14 protein-coding genes are annotated in these 19,955 nt (G+C 42.7%); 4 read left to right on the forward strand and 10 right to left on the reverse strand.

Going from position 1 to position 19,955, the window contains the following annotated elements:
* Nucleotides 1-93 precede the first annotated feature (93 nt).
* The 7 genes from galU to uvrB form a co-directional block, all read right to left on the reverse strand.
* Nucleotides 94-972 (reverse strand): UTP--glucose-1-phosphate uridylyltransferase GalU, encoded by an 879-nt coding sequence (galU, locus tag BW961_RS18580; RefSeq protein ID WP_068584280.1) that lies wholly within the window; start codon nucleotides 970-972, stop codon nucleotides 94-96.
* 267 nt (nucleotides 973-1,239) lie between these two features.
* The gene (locus tag BW961_RS18585; RefSeq protein ID WP_068584277.1) at nucleotides 1,240-3,756 is read right to left on the reverse strand and encodes a U32 family peptidase; all 2,517 of its coding nucleotides are present in this window, start codon (nucleotides 3,754-3,756) and stop codon (nucleotides 1,240-1,242) included.
* Between the two features lie 200 nt (nucleotides 3,757-3,956).
* The gene (locus tag BW961_RS18590) at nucleotides 3,957-5,894 is read right to left on the reverse strand and encodes a stalk domain-containing protein (protein WP_244555994.1); all 1,938 of its coding nucleotides are present in this window, start codon (nucleotides 5,892-5,894) and stop codon (nucleotides 3,957-3,959) included.
* Nucleotides 5,891-6,979, reverse strand: a complete 1,089-nt coding sequence (locus BW961_RS18595; protein ID WP_068584454.1) for a S1C family serine protease — start codon at nucleotides 6,977-6,979, stop codon at nucleotides 5,891-5,893. Before BW961_RS18595 ends, BW961_RS18590 begins: the two co-directional genes overlap by 4 nt.
* A 313-nt stretch (nucleotides 6,980-7,292) precedes the next feature.
* Nucleotides 7,293-7,499, reverse strand: coding sequence for a hypothetical protein (locus tag BW961_RS18600; RefSeq protein ID WP_068584273.1), 207 nt, complete (start codon nucleotides 7,497-7,499; stop codon nucleotides 7,293-7,295).
* 335 nt (nucleotides 7,500-7,834) lie between these two features.
* Entirely contained in the window at nucleotides 7,835-10,696 is a 2,862-nt protein-coding gene (gene uvrA, locus BW961_RS18605) for an excinuclease ABC subunit UvrA (protein ID WP_068584270.1), read from the reverse strand.
* A gap of 73 nt (nucleotides 10,697-10,769) precedes the next feature.
* A complete protein-coding gene (uvrB, locus tag BW961_RS18610) occupies nucleotides 10,770-12,761 on the reverse strand; it encodes an excinuclease ABC subunit UvrB (RefSeq protein ID WP_068584267.1) in 1,992 nt (663 codons plus the stop codon).
* Nucleotides 12,762-12,928: 167 nt separating this feature from the next.
* On the opposite strand from uvrB, the gene BW961_RS18615 reads away from it, so the two are divergent.
* Together BW961_RS18615 and BW961_RS18620 are read left to right on the forward strand one after the other, a co-directional pair.
* On the forward strand, nucleotides 12,929-13,732 hold the full coding sequence (locus BW961_RS18615; RefSeq protein WP_068584265.1) for a flagellar motor protein: 804 nt from the start codon (nucleotides 12,929-12,931) through the stop codon (nucleotides 13,730-13,732).
* Entirely contained in the window at nucleotides 13,716-14,558 is an 843-nt protein-coding gene (locus tag BW961_RS18620) for a flagellar motor protein MotB (protein ID WP_068584261.1), read from the forward strand. The genes BW961_RS18615 and BW961_RS18620 overlap by 17 nt, the downstream gene beginning before the upstream one ends.
* Before the next feature lie 62 nt (nucleotides 14,559-14,620).
* Here the strand turns inward: BW961_RS18620 and BW961_RS18625 are convergent, their stop codons facing one another.
* Genes BW961_RS18625 through BW961_RS18635 form a run of 3 tightly spaced genes read right to left on the reverse strand, consistent with a single transcriptional unit; the run spans nucleotide 14,621 to nucleotide 17,907 of the window.
* Nucleotides 14,621-15,778 (reverse strand): ABC transporter permease, encoded by a 1,158-nt coding sequence (locus BW961_RS18625; RefSeq protein ID WP_068584259.1) that lies wholly within the window; start codon nucleotides 15,776-15,778, stop codon nucleotides 14,621-14,623.
* Entirely contained in the window at nucleotides 15,771-16,958 is a 1,188-nt protein-coding gene (locus tag BW961_RS18630; RefSeq protein WP_068584255.1) for an ABC transporter permease, read from the reverse strand. Before BW961_RS18630 ends, BW961_RS18625 begins: the two co-directional genes overlap by 8 nt.
* Before the next feature lie 13 nt (nucleotides 16,959-16,971).
* Entirely contained in the window at nucleotides 16,972-17,907 is a 936-nt protein-coding gene (locus BW961_RS18635; protein ID WP_068584253.1) for an ABC transporter ATP-binding protein, read from the reverse strand.
* Between the two features lie 176 nt (nucleotides 17,908-18,083).
* Here BW961_RS18635 and BW961_RS18640 point away from each other — a divergent pair, with 176 nt between their 5' ends.
* Together BW961_RS18640 and BW961_RS18645 are read left to right on the forward strand one after the other, a co-directional pair.
* Entirely contained in the window at nucleotides 18,084-19,244 is a 1,161-nt protein-coding gene (locus BW961_RS18640; RefSeq protein ID WP_169810277.1) for a sensor histidine kinase, read from the forward strand.
* Between the two features lie 18 nt (nucleotides 19,245-19,262).
* A complete protein-coding gene (locus tag BW961_RS18645; protein WP_068584249.1) occupies nucleotides 19,263-19,931 on the forward strand; it encodes a response regulator transcription factor in 669 nt (222 codons plus the stop codon).
* Nucleotides 19,932-19,955 lie beyond the last annotated feature (24 nt).

Here is a 19,955-nt window from a genome sequence, read left to right on the forward strand (position 1 = left end):
CCATCCTATAAGAGGATGGTAGCTGTTTTATGTATGATTGAAAGAAGACTTCCACTCAGGAGAGATTGTTTCTTTGCCTATGGATATTTAATCCTATGAATGCTCAATTTGATGAATCGTTTGTTTCATATACTTAAGTAGTTGCTCTCTTAAATCATGATGTTGTAATGCATAATGGATCGTCGTCTCGATATACCCTAACTTCTCCCCTACATCATGCCTCTGACCCTCGAAGTGATATGCGAGTACTCTCTCTACCTCTACTAGTCTAGAAATAGCGTCTGTCAGTTGAATCTCACCATTCACACCTTCATGTTGTTCGCCGAGCAATTCAAATATATGTGGTGTTAGAATATATCTTCCCATGATTGCTAGATTAGAGGGAGCATTCTCTTCTGCCGGTTTCTCTACCAATCTATTAGCTTGGTAGACCCGTTCTTCTATGGAGACACCATCTACAATCCCGTACCTAGACACTTCATTCCATGGAACGGGTTGCACACCAACAATGGAAGACTGGTAGTGTTCATACAGATCAATCATTTGCTTGAGGCAGGGTTGATTCGATTCTACAATATCATCCCCAAGCAGGACAGCAAAAGGTTCATTACCTATAAACTTACGGGCACACCAGATGGCATGACCTAATCCTTTCGGTTCCTTCTGGCGAATATAGTGTATATCGGCCATTTCTGAGGACTTGCGAACTTCACTGAGTAGATCCCACTTTTCCTTAGATTCAAGATTGTGCTCAAGTTCAAATGAATAGTCAAAGTGATCCTCGATCGCCCGTTTGCCTTTCCCAGTGACAATAATGATATCCTCAATGCCAGATGCAACAGCTTCCTCAACTATATATTGAATGGTCGGCTTATCCACAATCGGTAGCATTTCCTTGGGCATTGCTTTCGTCGCTGGTAGGAACCTTGTGCCTAAGCCTGCAGCCGGAATAATCGCTTTACGGATTTTCATTTGCTTGAGTCTCCTAATCTAGCATTTATTAGAATGCCTATTATATTCCAATTACATTGCAATAATTGTAACAAATAATTACATCGTCAGGTAGTCTCTCATTTACGTTATTGAAATCATCACAAAATGATTTGAATCGGTCATTTACTCAGTTCAATAGTGTATCTATACATTTTCCTTATATTTCGCAAAAAAAAGGACAGCCCACCGCAGATAAACCTCGGTAAGCTGTCCTTTTTATAATCTCATCGTCTTATGAACGATTATCTATTTAACTAGCTGTCCACGTGTTACACCAAGTTGATTGGTTGCTTTCAGTGTACGCCATACTTGCGATCCACTGATGTCTCCGCGGAGTGCACGTTTATAGAGGTCAATGACTTCATGCACTTGCTCAGGTGTCTCTTCAAGAAACTCGATACGATACTGCGATACACCAAGCTCCATAAAGTTATCTAGATACTCAGCACCGGATTGCTCAACAGCATTATAGACTGTATTGCGGCATCCTTCATCTACACGTACCGGATGAGACATTCCAATTCGATCTTGTAGCGACACGCTGTGATCTTCACATGGACGTCCACAGTTCGTGAAGTCTGTCCCTTCGCTTAGGAATGTACAATACACACAGTGTTCCGTATGGAACATTGGCATATGCTGATGGATAACAATCTCCATCTTAGACGTGTTAGCACGTCCAAGCATGTCGACCATCTGCTGAATGTTCAGATCATACGATGGTGTGATGATATCACATCCAGCTTCGATGAATAGGTCAGCTGCTTTATGGTTAGCGATGTTCAATGAGAAGTCGCCAATAAGCTTCGGATGCACTGCATCTGGATGTTCTTGACGGTAACGTAGATAGAAGTATAACGCTCCTGTGTTACGTACCAGTACAGCATCTGGCTGTAGACGCAGAATGTTGTTGTGATAGCCATTCTCGCCAGGCATATGAATACGCGGCGTTGCTAGTGCAATCTTTTTACCTGCAGCACGAACAGCTTCTACTGCTGCCGGGAACTGCTTAATGAACTCGAAGTCGGCGTAGATCATACCAACACCTGCATCGAGTGCAGCCTGCACCTGCGGCAGGCTGCGGCATAACGCTGTGAGCTCCGCTTCGTCACGCGCCACAGGCTTCGATGCGCTTCGCGCCGCATCGCCGTACACCTCAATCGCCCGTTTCACGTATACGGGCGGCTTCGGACGCTCGCCAGCGAGCAATTCCACCGCACGGCGGCGGATGCTGTTCAGCTCACGCATAGGTACGATGACGTCGCCTTGCAGCTCGACATCAAGCTTCTCAAGCTGGAACACGGTCCCGCCTAGGCGTCCGAATTGTTCTTCCAGCAGAGCATAGTCCATAGGACGCTTCTGCGCCGTTTCCAATTCCATCTCGGAATCGACTTGAACGATTGTCCCCTTTTGTACATCCGTCCACCATGTCGTGAGTAATCCACCCACATGACCGACAACCTTCACTTCAACCGGGAACACTCTGTACGGTTTCTCCGTCTCATACGTCTGACGCAAACGCTTGTCGAGTGCAGGATCGTTCGTTTTCCATACACGGTCTCCGACATTTAATCTTTGTAGATTAACATCGTTACGTCCGGCTACGATATCAATAACCCAACCTTCTCCAGCTTCGCCTTCGATCTTCACGCCTTTACGGCGTATATCGTAAACGCGTCCGCCTTCTTCCTTCTTGGTAGGGTCCCCTGCGTCGAATACAATTCCGTCGCCACGCTTCAGCGGTGCATCAATTCGGCAGACAACACCATCACGTAGAATTTGTTCAACTTTACCAAGATATACACCGCGACTCTTAGGATATGTTCCTTCCACAAGCTTCTTATTATTCGTTCCATCTAAGAAACCGTGCGTAAGACCACGTGAGAAACTTTGCGCAAGTTCACGTATTTCTTCCTTACTTGGAGGCGTAGAATCACCTTCGAAGTAACGATCAATCGCTTTACGGTACTTACTAACCACGTTAGCCACATATTCAGGCGTCTTAAGACGTCCTTCTATTTTAAATGAAGTTACGCCCGCTTCGATCAATTCCGGCATGATATCGATAGCAGCTAGATCCTTAGGTGATAACAGGTAGGAGATATCCCCCATCGGTTTCTGAACCCCATCAACCATCAAATCATACGGCAGACGACAAGCTTGTGCACATTCCCCACGGTTCGCTGAACGTCCTCCCCATACTTCCGAAGTAAGACACTGACCAGAATAAGAAACACATAGTGCGCCATGGACAAATACTTCCATCGGTAGCATTGCTTGTTCACCAATCTTCTTAATCTGCTTCAGATTATTCTCACGGCCTAATACTACACGCTCCATATCCCAAGGCTTCGTAAATTCAACCGCTTCTGGTGACGTAATCGTCATCTGCGTGGATCCATGAATCGGAAAGTCAGGTGATATCTCACGAATCATCTTCACTAGACCTAAATCTTGTACGATCGTGGCATCAACACCTGCATCCACACAAGCTTCTATAAGTTCCTTAGCATCTGCTAACTCATTCTCAAATACTAAAATATTAAACGTTAGAAATCCCTTAACTCCATAACTGTGAAGAAACGCCATAATCTCCGGCAGCTCTTCCATACGGAAATTATTTGCACGTGCACGCGCATTAAACTTTTCCACTCCGAAAAAGACTGCATCTGCTCCATTAGCAACCGCTGCTCTCATACAATCCCAATCACCGGCTGGCGCTAATAACTCAACGTCTCCTCTTTGTATACCTTGATTCTGCATCTATATCCTCCTAAACTAGCCTTATCGCCAGTTAACTTCTTATATAATTCTGATCATGATGAAATGACCTTCAACTACAACACATTAACAGCTATTATATCTTTAACTTATCTATTGTACCAAATATCACACTAACCTTCTACCTTTCCCATTCATTTCAAAAAAAGAACAACCCTTAAGGTTGCTCTCCTTCATACCTATTAATTTAGCTTCGTGAATGCGAAAGACTTCAGTGCCTTCTCCAGTGCATCCTTCTGCACCTGTGTAGCATTCGCATCATTTAATGCCGTTGTCACCGTGTACGTTATACCATTATTACTAAATAGCATCTGGACACCCTCGTACGGGATACCATTCTTAACCTGATGTAACTTAAACACCGTTGCATTTACACCCGCAAATGTTGTGCTCTCAATCCCACGAATAATCAAATCCTTAGACTTCTTGGTAGCTTCATTATAATATGCTCTTAACTGACTGACCGCCTCTTCGACAGAAGTATCTGGTTCAGCTGTTATCATAAAGCGCCCACCTGTATATTGGTACTCTATCGGAGAGCTCTCGAATCGATCCTTCATAGGTGTCCAGAATTGTGGCACATTCAATTTGAACTTATAAGCCTTTGAAGACTTCGTAATGATCTTTGATTTATCGATCAGATAAGCGTCTTCTTCCATTCTCCCAAATGTGTCAGAGACCACTTCATACTCAATATCGATGGACTTCATAATATCCTTAAAGTGCGCTAAGTCCGCCTTCTGATCCTCTGGCACCCCATACTCTGCATAGTATCGGAATCCATTCTTCTCTAACATCACTTCATATTCTGTTGTCCATCCGTCACCATAATTGTATTGAACTTCGTTAACGAGTGCTGTACTACCCGATATGACAATCGGATACGTAGCCACCACTTTATATGATTCGTTGACAAAAGATTCTCCCAGCCATTTCTTCATTTGCCCGCTCCATTGTTCCAGGCTTGATCCTTTAGGAGCTGAAGTCACATTCAGCTTAAGATAACTTCCATCTTCACTTTCGTAATACATATTCTCATTATCCATATCCCAGCCAGCAGGTACATCTAGAGAAATACCATAATCGCCGTTATAGACGTTTCGCATACCGTTAACGACACTGGACAAATCCTTGACGGCCTTGTCTTGCTTATTGAAGTTTGTTTTAAATGAATTTAATAAGGTTGAATATTTACTTACTTCTTTATAATTTTGCGCCTTGAAGTCAGCAAGATATACTTCGTACAACTGCTCGTGATCATAATATCCCCGAACTTCCCAGATCGTCCCATCCGAATCTTTCGTTACAATACGGGCATAAGGAACGCCAACTAATGGATAAGATTCACGGTCCAATACGACTTCCCCTGAATCCTTCGCATCTTCAACCAACTGTTGTAAGATATCCTCCGCCTGAAGCTCCACTTCTTGTTTATTGGCATGAACTTCGATGTAATAAGATTCCTCTGAATCGTTGAATGAAGCGATACTCTCATACCCTCCACCTTCTCCAATGATTAGACCCGTTGGGTAGTTCATCGTCCAATTGTAATAACTGTTACCAAGCTTGGTCTTACCTACATCACTATCAATATTCGTGTCATCCGTTACTACCTTATCCCCTGTGGACTCTAAAGTAATCACGATCTCCCCAACCGAACTTGTGCCAATCTTAGCCCCTATACCCTGAGCTACGAAACGTACCGGAACCATTAGTGTATCTGATTTCATCGTAGGTGCTACATCTAGCTTCACCTTTTTGCCATCCACCCAAGCCAAATGACTGTCTATTGTCATACTTAACGTGTGTGTCCCATAGGTCACCTTTACTTGATTAGAGTTCTCAAGACGAACTTGGCTTTCAAAAGCCCTCTTAAACACACCCAATGGAACCATCGTCGTCAAATGATCTATGTAAGGCTTACCAATAGCCACTTGTTGTCCATTAATGACCGCAATCGTACTCCCTACTTTGAGCTTCAATTCCAATGTATTTCCACTATCTGCTGCGAACGCAGGAATTGTACCTGTTAGAAACATGATCATACACATGGAGATGCACGCCCAGTGGCGGAGTCTCATCTTCTTCATTTCCATCACATTTCTTATCCCGATTATCATAGTTCATAATCCTCGCTTTCCTCATCAAGGACTAGACCTTGGCGACTCAGTACTAACTTACGGATAACGATGTCCCCATCACTCTGCATCAATAGTTTGACAGTCTGACCAGGTAAGTACGCCTTGAACATCTCGTTAATATCCACCACAGAAGTTACCTTTATCCCGTTAATACTGTAGAGCACATCATCCTCATGTATGCCCGCTTTTTCAGCTTCCTTAGAAAGGATCTTAGTTACCGTTAATGGATCATCTGTAGGGAGACCCACAATAGCAGACCAACTTTCCTCTAGCGTAAGACCGAGGCTTGGACGCTTCACTTCTCCATACTTCATCAATTGATTGATCACATATTGTACCGTATCCGTTGGAATGGAGAAACCCATATTCTCGACCCCTACGGCAGCGAATTTCATCGTATTAATACCCAATACTTCACCCTTCATGTTGACTAGCGGTCCACCACTATTCCCTGGATTAATTGCAGTATCACTCTGGATTAAGCGGTAAGAAGCATTTACACCTCGATTAAGTCCGCTTACAACACCTACCGTTGCCGAATTACGTAATGAGAACGAGATGGGAGTTCCGATTGCAATAACCTTTTCCCCCACTTCTGTATCCTGAATAGATTTAGCGAACTTCACCGGTATTAGACCGTTTGCCGTAATCTTCACAAGTGCAAGATCGCTTGTCTCATCCGTAAACACTTCTTTTACTTTATAACTCTTTCCATCTGTTGTAACGACCGTAGCATTCTTTAAACCTTTAACAACATGAGCATTGGTCACAATCCATCCATTCGAACGAATGATTACACCCGTTCCATGTACTAGATTATATCGATCTGAATTACTATTTACCTGACTAACATCGCCTTTACCTATAATTCCAACGACCGATGGTGATACTTCTTTTACGATTTGTGGAACCTGATCTGTGCTTACTTTATTCGATACCTTAGCTGTACTTTGCTTGGCACTCTGGGTTGTCCCCTTTTGTTGCGCCTGGGCAGTGCCCACACCACTCATCAGCATAAGGCCACATAACAGCGCTATTGCACCGTTCTTCCCCACCCTATTCATTCTTTCCTCACCTAACCCTCTCATATCTAGCTCTCTTTATCTCCCTTGAAGATCTCTCTAAGTTGCTATATCATCATATTCATTTATGTAAGGAATATCCCAAATGTATCATACTATTTCAGCCCGAACAATTGCTAGAAGTCCTATATTTATTCGATACACTGTCCCTATAAAAACAACAGCACTTTGTAAGACGTACCACCATAACCAAATTCCGCCACCACTTAAACACTACAAAAAAAGACGCCTTGATTCTGCATCCGCAGTAAGGTGTCTTCGTTGGTGTTGCTTTCTTCTAAGTATTCTTGTGATCCTAGCCAATCCATCCTAATACCATCGCATAATCCGAGTATAGGAAGACCAATAAACTAACTACGCTAAACCCAATAGCGAATAGATTCTTAACAGGCTGTGTTACCAAACGTACGACCCCAATTAAAATTAGGATTGTAAAAATAATCATAAATATATCGAACGTATGGAAATTAGATACAGCCTCAGCACCTTCTGCCAACAACATACAGTGTACCTCCCTCTATGAAACATCACGTCAATTTTTACCTATATTTATATGTTATCCTGCCGATCTATCTTATGCAAGCCCCGATTTTAGAAAAAAATGAATTTGTCACGGAATATTCTCTAAAAAGGAGGATTCCCACGCTTTGTATATGATTTTATTCATTGTTTATATGAACTCAAATTCATTCCAATAAGGCACCCGTAATCGTCAAATAGCCTCCACCTTGTTAGAAGGCGGAGACTATTTAATACCTGCCAAACTTCTAAAGTATAGTGATCAACAATACAAATACGCGATCACTACGCTTATTCTTACATGACCATAAATCATTGTTAGCTATACACTTCCATAGCTTTACTTCGTGCAATATCACGTTCAAGCACAGGCTTCAAATACTTGCCGGTGTAAGATCCCTCTACTTTTATAAGCTGCTCCGGTGTACCCGTTGCTAAGATCGTACCCCCACCACTACCGCCTTCTGGTCCTAGATCAATTAGGTAATCCGCCGTCTTAATGACGTCGAGATTGTGTTCAATGACAAGAACGGTCTCTCCAGAGTCAACTAAACGATGAAGAACGGTCAACAGTCGAGCGATATCGTCTACATGAAGACCCGTCGTTGGCTCATCAAGAATATACAAAGTCTTACCTGTACTTCGACGGTATAGTTCTGAAGCAAGCTTCACACGTTGTGCCTCTCCACCCGACAGTGTCGTTGCTGGTTGCCCCATCTTCACATAGCCAAGTCCCACATCCAGTATCGTCTGTAACTTACGGTGAATACGTGGAATATTCTTAAAGAACTCAGTAGCATCTTCAATGGTCATATCTAACACTTCTGCAATGCTCTTATTCTTATATTTAACTTCCAAGGTTTCACGGTTATAACGTTTACCCTTACATACCTCACAAGGAACATAAACATCAGGTAGAAAGTGCATCTCTATCTTAATAATTCCATCACCACGACACGCTTCGCAGCGCCCACCCTTCACATTAAAGCTGAATCGACCCTTCTTATAGCCCCGCATCTTCGCTTCGTTGGTCTGAGCATATATATCACGGATGTCATCGAATACACCTGTATACGTAGCCGGATTAGATCTTGGTGTACGCCCAATAGGCGATTGGTCAATATCAACAACCTTCTCCAGATGCTCTAATCCCTTAATCTCCTTATGCTGACCAGGTCGTACTTTGACCGCCCGATTCAATTCACGAGCTAGCTTCTTATAGAGAATTTCGTTGATAAGCGTAGATTTACCTGAACCTGATACACCAGTAACTGCAGTGAACACCCCTAAAGGTATCTTCACATTAAGGTTCTTCAGATTATTCTCTTTGGCACCCCTAATTTCCAACCAGCGGTCTTCAGGCTTACGCCGATTACTACTCACTGGGATGAATTTACGTCCACTTAAGTACTGTCCTGTTAGCGAGTCTGGATGGTCCATAATCTCTTGTGGTGTGCCTTGAGCAATCACTTGACCCCCATGAATTCCTGCGCCTGGTCCGATATCAATAATATGATCCGCCGCCATCATCGTATCTTCATCATGCTCAACCACAATAAGTGTATTCCCCAAATCTCTCATATGCAAAAGCGTCGTTATTAATCGATCGTTATCACGTTGGTGCAGACCTATACTTGGCTCATCTAGAATATAGAGGACACCCATCAGGCTAGAACCAATCTGAGTGGCTAGGCGAATGCGCTGTGCTTCACCACCTGATAATGTCCCTGCTGCACGACTCAAAGACAAATAATCTAAGCCCACATTGACGAGAAACCCAAGTCTACTATCAATCTCCTTCAAGATCATCGTAGCAATGGCCGTCTCCTTCTCGCTCAATACTAGACTATCAAACAGCTTCATCGCATCTCCGATCGAGAGACTGGTTACATCTGCGATATTATGATTGTCCACCGTCACAGCTAATATTTCTTTCTTTAGACGATGACCTTTACATACCTCACAAGGCTTGGCGCTCATGAATCCTTCAATGAACTCACGAATTCCTTCCGATGCCGTCTCACGATATCGACGTTCTAGATTCGGAATGATGCCTTCAAAAATCACGAGCGCTTCTTTACGGTGTCCAAAGTCATTCTCGTATTTGAATCGAACCTTCTGCTCTCCCGTCCCATGTAACAACTTCTCCATCTGATCTGGCTTCAGTTCACTGACCGGAACATCCTGTGGGATAGTGAAGTGTTCACACACCGATTTCAAGAACTGTGGATAATAGTTAGATGTACTTCCTGTCCAAGCTAAGAAGGCGCCATCCTCAATCGATTTACTCATATCTGGAATCAATAAGTCCTGATCCACAATCATCTTCACGCCAAGGCCATCACACTCCGTACATGCCCCAAATGGACTATTGAACGAGAACATTCTTGGTGCCAGCTCTTCCATACTGAATCCACAAATAGGACATGCGAAGTTCGAACTGAATCGCAGTTCTTCCTCGCCCATAACGTCAACTAATAATTGTCCACCTGATAATTTCAATGCAGTCTCAATGGAATCAGCTAGTCTGGACTCCACATCCTCCTTGATGACAATACGGTCAACCACGACTTCAATGGTATGCTTCTTATTCTTCTCAAGTTCGATATCCTCCGACAAGTCTCGAAGTTCTCCATTCACACGCACGCGAACAAAACCCTGCTTACTGATATCCGTAAACAGCGATTTATGTTCTCCTTTACGCCCAGAAATGACAGGAGCTAGAAGTTGTAACCTCGTCTTCTCAGGATATTGCATAATCCGATCCACCATCTGCTCCACGGTCTGTGATGTAATCTCGATACCGTGAGTTGGGCAGTGAGGATGACCCACACGTGCAAATAACAACCGTAAATAATCATAAATCTCAGTCACTGTTCCCACAGTAGATCGAGGATTGCGGCTCGTCGTCTTCTGATCGATAGAAATAGCCGGTGACAGACCTTCAATAGAATCTACATCTGGCTTCTCCATCTGACCTAGAAATTGACGTGCGTAAGCAGAAAGGGACTCTACATAACGCCGTTGGCCTTCCGCATAGATCGTGTCGAACGCCAAAGATGACTTACCTGAGCCACTTAGTCCTGTCAACACGACAAAACGATTTCTCGGAATCGTAATATCAATATTCTTCAGATTATGGGCTCTAGCGCCCTTTATAATAATGTTCTCATTTGCCAACGGTTATCATCTCCTTATACTCTTACACATTTGAAAAGTGAACGATCATTATTACATCATTCATCTTATCTATTTACTCTGCTTTTAGCTCTAATAAAGCATCACGCAGCTCCGCAGCTCTTTCGAATTGTAAGTTCTTCGCCGCTTCTTTCATCTCTATTTCAAGCCGCTGAATAACCGATTGACGGTCCTTCTTCGACATCTTCGATACATTTCCTGTGAGATAATCCGCTTTGGAGTCAGCTACCTTCGTAGCTTCAATGACATCTCTTACTCTCTTAACGATCGTCTGAGGTGTAATGCCATGTTGCTCATTATAAGCGATCTGAATCGTACGTCGACGTGACGTCTCATCAATGGCCTTCCGCATCGAATCCGTAATCTTATCACCGTACATAATGACATAACCTTCTGAGTTACGCGCGGCTCTACCACTCGTCTGAATAAGTGATCTCTCTGAACGAAGGAACCCTTCTTTATCTGCATCCAGTATGGCTACAAGTGATACCTCTGGTAAATCTAGACCTTCTCGTAATAAGTTAATACCTATTAATACATGAAAAGTACCTAGACGTAAATCTCGAAGAATAGACAAACGTTCCAATGTCTTAATATCGGAATGTAGATACCTAACCTTGATACCAATCTCCTTCAAATAATCCGTTAAATCCTCAGACATCTTCTTCGTAAGTGTCGTTACTAGCACTCGTTCATTACGTTCTATACGAAGTCTGATCTCCTCAATAAGGTTATCGATCTGCCCCTTGGTTGGCCTAACTTCTATAATAGGGTCTAGAAGGCCCGTTGGACGGATAATCTGCTGTACCATCGTCTGACAATGTTCTAGCTCATAAGGTCCCGGTGTAGCCGATACATATACGATCTGGCTAATCTTTTCTTCGAACTCCTCGAATCTGAGTGGACGATTGTCCAAAGCCGAAGGTAGTCGGAATCCGTGATCCACAAGCATGGTCTTCCGCGCACGGTCACCATTATACATCCCCCGAATTTGAGGTAATGTGACATGCGACTCATCAATAACGACCAACATATCTTCAGGGAAATAATCCATTAATGTATACGGCGTAGCTCCTGGTTCCCGGAATGTTAGTGGTCCTGAATAGTTCTCAATCCCAGAACAGAATCCGACTTCATTCATCATCTCAATATCATACCGCGTGCGTTGCTCTAGTCGCTGAGCCTCCAATAGCTTTCCTTCCGACCTCAACGCTGTTAATCGTTCTTCAAGCTCCCGTTCAATGTTAACGAGGGCAATCTTCATCGTCTCTTCTTTGGTTACAAAGTGAGAGGCTGGGAATATAGCAATATGATCCCGCTCGCCAACCAATTCGCCAGTCAGTACATCAATCTCCGTAATTCGCTCAATCTCATCGCCGAATAATTCAACTCGAAGCGCTTGCTCCCCTTTGGAAGCTGGGAAGATCTCGATGACATCCCCCCGTACACGGAAAGTTCCGCGTACAAAATTGAGATCATTACGTTGATATTGAATATCGACAAGTCGACTCAGAATCTCTTGGCGAGACTTCTCCATCCCAACACGCAACGAGAGCAGTAAGTCTGAATACTCACGTGGTGATCCCAGACCATAGATACATGAGACACTCGCTACAATAATTACATCACGACGTTCGAACAATGAACTCGTCGCCGAATGTCGAAGCTTATCAATTTCTTCATTTATACTTGAATCCTTCTCAATGTACGTATCCGTTGAAGGTATATAGGCTTCAGGCTGAAAGTAATCGTAATAACTAACGAAATAATCAACCGAATTATTAGGGAAGAACTCTTTGAACTCAGCCGCAAGCTGTGCAGCCAAAGTCTTATTATGTGCAATCACAAGCGTTGGGCGGTTTACCTTATTGATCATTTGAGCAATGGTAAATGTCTTGCCGGTACCTGTTGCACCTAGCAATGTTTGTTCTTTCTTACCATTCCTAATCCCCTCTACCAATTCCTTTATGGCTGTGGGCTGATCGCCTTGCGGAGAGTATTCCGATTCAAGCTCGAACTGCTTGTTACTAATCACAATATCACTCATTGCCCAATACCACCCTTATCATCTAAAATAGTTAAAGAATATGTCGAGAATTCCCGATATATAATACAAGGAATATTAACCTATATAAGAATATCTGTTCCCATTATTATACTCGGATCAGATAGGGTATGCAAATCCTAACATTTAGATCGGAGAGGAACACATCAATGGATATCGTTACAATATTAGGTATACTAGCCGGTCTTGCTGCACTCGTTGGAGGCTTTTTATGGGAAGGCGGACAAATTACAGGATTATTTCAACAGACGGCAGCACTTATCGTATTCGGTGGAACTATTGCCGCTGTAGTCATAAGTTACCCAACTGCAAGGTTGAAGACAATTCCACAAGCCATACGTTATGCCTTTGTTCGACCAGACAATGACATGGAGGAATTAGTCGACGATATTGTTCAGATGGCGACTACTGCACGACGTAATGGGGTACTCGCTCTCGAACGAAAGGCACAACACCACCCCAACCTATTCCTCAGCGAAGGTATGCAGATGGTAGTAGATGGAACAGAACCTGCTCTTGTAAGACAAATTATGGAGATTGAAATAGATCGCGCAGAAATGAAACATGATGGTTATGCCAAAATATTTGAATCTGCTGGTGGTTATGCACCTACGATGGGAATTATTGGTACAGTCATGGGACTCGTTCATGTCCTTGGCAGCCTGTCAGATCCAACTGAATTGGGTCCTGCCATTGCTGTTGCATTTATCGCTACACTTTACGGTGTCGCTAGTGCTAATCTTATCTTTTTGCCCATTGCTTCCAAAATTAAATCGCGAAGTGCTGATGAAATTCAGAATATGGAGCTTCTTCTCCAGGGAATTCTTGCGATTCAGAACGGAGAACACCCTCAAATTGTCCGAAAAAAGATTTCGTTCGAAATGATGAGGACGACAGATTTGACCCCTCCTCCTTCCATGAAGAAAGGGGTTCTTGATGAGACAACAGACTAGGCGACCATCTCGGGGTCGAGGAAATAAGACTGAACATGGTAGTCGAGACCGTTGGCTCATAACCTATGCAGATTTAATTACTCTACTGCTGATTTTCTTCGTCATGATGTATGCCATGAGCACCCTTGACAAGAGCAAATATGATGATGTTACTCAGTCACTTCAACTGACATTCAAATCTGGTGATTCTATTCTAGAAGAAGGTTCTGGAATAACAGGTACCGCTGATAAATATACACATAAGAATCCTGACACTACAACAACGCCACCCGCGAAGGAAATAGTGCCTGATACTCAGACACAGATACAGGAACAACAACCACAAGCATTAACTGAACGTGAACTAGCCTTCAGACAGCAAGAACAAGAGTTGCAGGGTTTGATGTCTGTCATCTCGAAATATGTATCTGATAATCAATTGGATGATCAAATTTTCGTGGCGGATAAACCACAGGGAATCTCTATTACACTTAGCGATCAATTCGTATTCGACGCTGGTAGAGCAGACCTAAAGTCCGCTTCAGGTCCTGTACTAGCTAAGCTCGCAAGCCTTTTCAAGAACCTGGGAACTACAGTCAGTATCGAAGGTCATACGGATAATGTTCCAATCACGAACTCCTCTAAGTATAAAGATAACTGGGAATTATCCGGAGCTCGCGCCTTATCTATTCTTCGGTTCTTCCTTGAACAAGAGAACCTTAAGCCTGAAGGATTCCAATATGCTGGCTATGCTGATACCCGTCCTGTAGGAGATAACACAACAACCCTTGGCCGTCAGAGTAATCGTCGTGTGCAGATTATTGTTCTTCGTCAACTGCAAGAGTAGTAAACACAAATAAGGACAGCCGTTGAAGAACGGCTGTCCTTATCTTTTATAATATAACCCTCTTACACCCCAACCCCCGTATCGCTAGGACGTAAAATCGCTGATCCAATCGCGAGCAGAATGACCGCCATCAACCCTAAGATAGATAAAGGTAGCCAGATATCCGCCAGTTGACCACCTGAGGCTATTTTCTCAACGGATTCAATGACCCACTTCTGCGGTACGAAATTAGCTGCCTTTTGCATGTAATCCGGCATGAAAGATATCGGCCAGAAACATCCCCCTATCATACAAGTTGGCGTAATAATCATGTTATTAATCATACTGGCATTATTAGGATTTCGTACTAATCCAGCCACGGTGCTAGCTATACCCATCGCTACCAACATGAAGGAACCTAATATCAGAAAGTGTGTAAAGAATGGAATATTATACTCATATCCTAATACCCAACGACTCAAGATCAGAATAATAATGATTTGTAAGATCCCCACAATGAAGCTTCCCATCATATGACCCACTGCGATTTGGTAAGACCTCACAGGTGCACTATATATACGTGCCATGGTTTTATTTCGACGATCATCTAATATCATCCGAACAATACTCGTTACCAATCCCATCATGAACATGATTGTAAATCCAGTCACATTCGTAAGTCCATTCTTAGTATACAGATTATAATCTGTTTTCTGTGACGCAATTAGATGTTTACTTACTTCTTGCAGACTCTTGCTAAAGACATCTAATTGAATGCCCGCGTCCAGCTTCATCACGCTCAGACTCTCTGTCGTTCGTACCATTCTTCCAACGATACTATTCACATTCATTTTGACCATAATCCCGGCTTCACCCGCCATTAGTTCATACATGCGGATATCTTGCACATTCCCTTGTAGTAATTGTTCACTGAATCCAGAAGGAATCAATATCCCCAATGTTCCTTTTTTATCTATAATAGTGTCCCTAAGCTCTTTTTCACCATTCAATGGTTTCAGCTCATAATTATCATTTCTAGATAATTCATCGATAATATGTTGACCTGCAGGACCTATATCTTGATTCACGTAAGGAATATTCACCTTAGCATTACTATTCTGACCCATTAACGCTATCGTAGCCGTGACTACAACACAAGGTAGAATAATAAAAGCAATAAATCCTTTCCGGGTTCCAATAATTCTTCTGACCATATTCAAGGCAATCGTTAAGCTATGCATGATATCCCACCTTTCGATAAACAATAGCTGTAACCGCTAAGAGAGCAGCACAGATACCTGCCAACATACCGATACTTGAGATGATCTCAGACATATCCCCATGTAACATGATTTGCAGAATACTCTGCATCCCCCAATGATTCAACGTAAACTCTCCGATATTCTGAATAAATCCAACGGGAATAGGTAGAAATCCTCCACTAAAAAAGGTCATTGCCACTATTAAAAATTGCATGAAGTTACTGGCACTGGAACTCGATTTAGACATCAATGCTACGATTGCTGCGATCGCCATGGAAGCAAATATCAATAACATGCAAGTCACCGCTAACAACAATGGCTGTTGACCCCAGTTGGTTCCATATAGTAAATAGGAGACAGCAATAATAACAAGTGTCTGAACCATTGCTACAATGCTACTCCCGATCATCTTACCTACTAATATCTGAGCATGTGATATGGGCATAGACTGTAAGCGGTATAATGTGTGATTTTCCCTCTCACTAAATAAACTATCACTGGCCGTACTGCCCGAATATAATAGGAACATGATCAACATCGCCACTGCAAAATACTGCGCCGCAGAATATGAAGTTGCTTCATCATTCAACTTCCCTACTGTGACATATGAATGGGTATCGCCAGGCGCACCTGAACTAATAGCCACTTCTTGATGTAATCCCATTGAACCTACGACAGATGCAACTGCTTGCCCATGATTGATTTCATCTAGAAAGCTATCAAATACCGTTCCTGCAACCATATTAGCCGTTCTGTTACTCCCAAGCATCAACTGGAGCTTCGCTTCCTTTCCGCTCATCACTTGATGATCGAAATCAATAGGAACCGTAACGACATAATCCACCTTTTGGGACCGCAACAGCTTCTCCGCTTCTTCTGTTGTAGCTACATCTTGAACAATAATCATTTTCACAATATCTGGACCTTGCAGGTAGGTATTTAACTGAGAGGTCACCGCTCCTCTATTCCCAACACTTTCTACCATCGCAACCTTCACAGGATCAAGATCGGGAATCTTATCACCTGAATTGAAAAAGATTGACAGGGCCGTACCTAGTATAAAGATCAATATTAATGGCAACAAAAAAAGGTTCATTATTACTGTACGCGTTCGAAACATTCTCCTAAGCTCAAACCACGCAATGATCCAAATATTCATCTACTTCAACCCCCTAATCACGTAGCTTGCGACCCGTTAAATTTAGAAAAAGAGACTCAAGATCAGGCTCTTCACAAGCTAGCGACTGTAAAATAACATTGTGCTTAGCACAAATGAATAGGATGTCTTGCAATTCTTGCTGGGAAGAAGCCACATATAGCTCAATAACATCTTCATAGGACGAGACTCTAGAAATTCTTGGATGAAGTTTCAACTCATCGATAACCGCTTCTGTAATCTGAGTTGCCTTAATGACAATCTTCTCCAAACTCGATACCCGCTCACGGAGTTCTTGCTGCGTACCACATGCAATCATGTGTCCTTGATCCATAATCGCAACCCGATCGCTGATCGCAGCTACTTCTTCCATGTAATGACTTGTGTAAATAATGGTTGAGCCCATTTTATTCAAAGTACGAACGGATTCAAGGATATGATTCCGAGATTGCGGATCGATACCTACCGTCGGTTCATCCATAATAATCAATTTTGGGTGATGCATGATTGCACAAGCAATGTTCAACCTTCTTTTCATCCCTCCTGAGAATGTCGCAGGCATCTCTTTAGCACGGTCTTGTAGGCCTACGAACTCTAATGCCTCCTCCACTCGCTCCTTCAACAACTTTCCTCGCAGTCCATGTAACTTAGCAAAGAAAGTCACATTGTCTGCCGCAGGCATCGTCTCATATAACGCTAGATCTTGAGGAACAAGACCTATACGCTTCTTAACTTCGAGGGGTCGATCATTCACAGATATCCCATCTACAGAAATACTTCCATGATCTATTTTCATTAGTCCGCTCATCATATTGATCGCCGTGCTCTTCCCTGCACCATTTGGACCTAACAGACCAAAGATTTCACCTTCATGAATACTCAGATTTAGATGATCAACAGATATATTAGAACCGTATCGTTTCACTACATCCTTTATTTCCACAAACGCCATATTCATCGCTCCCTCTAACTACTTCTTGTTCCCTATTGTACTGAAGTTCAGCGTATTTGAGAGGTACTAAAGGTCATATGATATAGGTGACGAAAGTCATCTCCTTCAGGATTCTAGTCCTATGCTATAATGAAGCCATATTGACCCATTTTATCCTATAAAGGATGTTGCGTATCTTGTTCTCATCTTTTCTAAGTATTCTTCGCTATGGCTTCATCTTCATTGCCAGTTTTAGCTCCATCTACATATACCGTTATGATAATTATGGTCAATTTATTGTAACTCTGCTCCTCTATATGTCCCTAGTTGTATTAGATCGATTCATACATAAACTCTCCGCTAAAAAGCTATTGTTATGTATAGACATCATCTTCTCTGTCTGGCTCTGTCACACCTATGGTTATTTGATGTTTTTTATCTCTCTCTCCTCATTATTCGCTTATGTTTTCTTACTTCATCGCAGGACCCGTTGGTTCATGTTAAGTGTCCATTTAATACTTCTTAATGTATCCTTTCAATACGAGCAAGCTTTATGGATGATCTGCATCAATTTCTCATTCATTCTAACCGCTGTTTTACTATCGTTACTTCAGTATTCTACGAAAAGTCATGCAGATCTCATTCGACGCTACGACGATCTTCGTAAGAATCATTACGAACTAGATGAAACAAATAAACGGCTAGTAGAGTTTACTCATCAAGTAGAAGCCACTGCACAATCGGGCGAACGTGAGCGAATAGCTCGACACCTTCATGATGATATCGGTCATCGTCTAATTCGAGTCAAAATGATGATGGAAGCAGCTATTCACATTATGCCTACCAATTATCCTCAAGGTATGAACATGATGATCCAGATTAGAGACCAACTGTCCGGAAGCATGGATGATATGCGTAATACTGTGAAAAAGATGCGCCCTGCTACTTCTTTAACGGAGGAATACGCCATCGATCGATTACTTGAGGAAACTGGACGTGCAACAGGAATTCACACCAATCTTAAGGTCAAAGGCATCCCAATCCTGTTGTATCCGAGTTTGCAGATTGTATTATTCAAAAATGCTAAAGAAGCGATTACGAATGCTCTACGACATGGTAAAGCTACAGCTGTGGAAGTTATCATCACTTTTGAAGATGGGCAGGTAAGTATGTCTGTAAGTAATACTGGTGAAATCACTCAGCTTACGACGAATATGAATTCGAGACAACAAGGCATGGGGCTCAGTGGCATGCAAGAACGCGTTAAGTTGGTGGGTGGTTCGATAGATATTCAGTGGGAGTATCCATTTACTATTGTTACCACGCTCCCAGTGTACAAGAAGAACGAAGTAATATAGAACAAGGGGGAACATATATTGATTTCTTTATTAATCGTAGATGATGATGAATTCATACGTGAAAGTCTAAAAGTATTAATGGCCATGGATTCTGATATTGAGGTTGTAGGTTGTGCTGCACATGGTGCAGATGCCGTAGACTTATTGGCATCTGGACTACACGTAGATGTCGTACTCATGGACATTCGAATGCCAATATGTGACGGTGTAGAAGGAACCAAACGGGTGAAGGAACAATTTCCAAATACGCGTGTTCTGATGCTAACAACCTTCGATGATGACGAGTTTATTATTCAAGCGTTAGTGAATGGAGCCAGTGGGTACTTACTCAAGAATATCCCCCCCGATCGCATCATTCATGGAATCAAAACTGTACACGATGGTGATATATTAATCCATCCGGATATCGCTCGTAAGCTCACAACCTTCCTTCGGCCTATGCCCTCGTCTCCTATGCAGGCATCCGAAGCTTCGTGTACTCATAAGTTAGAACAATACGGACTAACCCCTATGGAACAGACGATTGTCCGTCATATTTCAGAAGGTCGATCAAATAAAGAAATCGCCCAGACATGTTTCCTGAGCGAAGGTACGGTAAAGAATTATATTACGGACATCTTAAGTAAGACACAGCTACGAGATAGAACACAAATTGCGATTCTATATCTCACGAATTCTGTGAAATAAGAATACGGAAGATCAACACGCACG

It is taken from the genome of Paenibacillus macquariensis (genome assembly GCF_900156375.1).
Classification (GTDB): domain Bacteria; phylum Bacillota; class Bacilli; order Paenibacillales; family Paenibacillaceae; genus Paenibacillus_AQ; species Paenibacillus_AQ macquariensis.

What these genes read in the sequence shown, in the direction of transcription:
- galU (WP_068584280.1), bottom strand. Translation starts at nt 972, where the DNA reads ATGAAAATCCGTAAAGCGATTATTCCGGCTGCAGGCTTAGGCACAAGG.
- BW961_RS18630 (WP_068584255.1), bottom strand. Translation starts at nt 16,958, where the DNA reads ATGAATATTTGGATCATTGCGTGGTTTGAGCTTAGGAGAATGTTTCGA.
- BW961_RS18595 (WP_068584454.1), bottom strand. Translation starts at nt 6,979, where the DNA reads ATGAATAGGGTGGGGAAGAACGGTGCAATAGCGCTGTTATGTGGCCTT.
- BW961_RS18615 (WP_068584265.1), top strand. Translation starts at nt 12,929, where the DNA reads ATGGATATCGTTACAATATTAGGTATACTAGCCGGTCTTGCTGCACTC.
- uvrB (WP_068584267.1), bottom strand. Translation starts at nt 12,761, where the DNA reads ATGAGTGATATTGTGATTAGTAACAAGCAGTTCGAGCTTGAATCGGAA.
- BW961_RS18590 (WP_244555994.1), bottom strand. Translation starts at nt 5,894, where the DNA reads ATGATAATCGGGATAAGAAATGTGATGGAAATGAAGAAGATGAGACTC.
- BW961_RS18620 (WP_068584261.1), top strand. Translation starts at nt 13,716, where the DNA reads ATGAGACAACAGACTAGGCGACCATCTCGGGGTCGAGGAAATAAGACT.
- BW961_RS18585 (WP_068584277.1), bottom strand. Translation starts at nt 3,756, where the DNA reads ATGCAGAATCAAGGTATACAAAGAGGAGACGTTGAGTTATTAGCGCCA.
- BW961_RS18635 (WP_068584253.1), bottom strand. Translation starts at nt 17,907, where the DNA reads ATGGCGTTTGTGGAAATAAAGGATGTAGTGAAACGATACGGTTCTAAT.
- BW961_RS18600 (WP_068584273.1), bottom strand. Translation starts at nt 7,499, where the DNA reads ATGTTGTTGGCAGAAGGTGCTGAGGCTGTATCTAATTTCCATACGTTC.
- BW961_RS18625 (WP_068584259.1), bottom strand. Translation starts at nt 15,778, where the DNA reads ATGCATAGCTTAACGATTGCCTTGAATATGGTCAGAAGAATTATTGGA.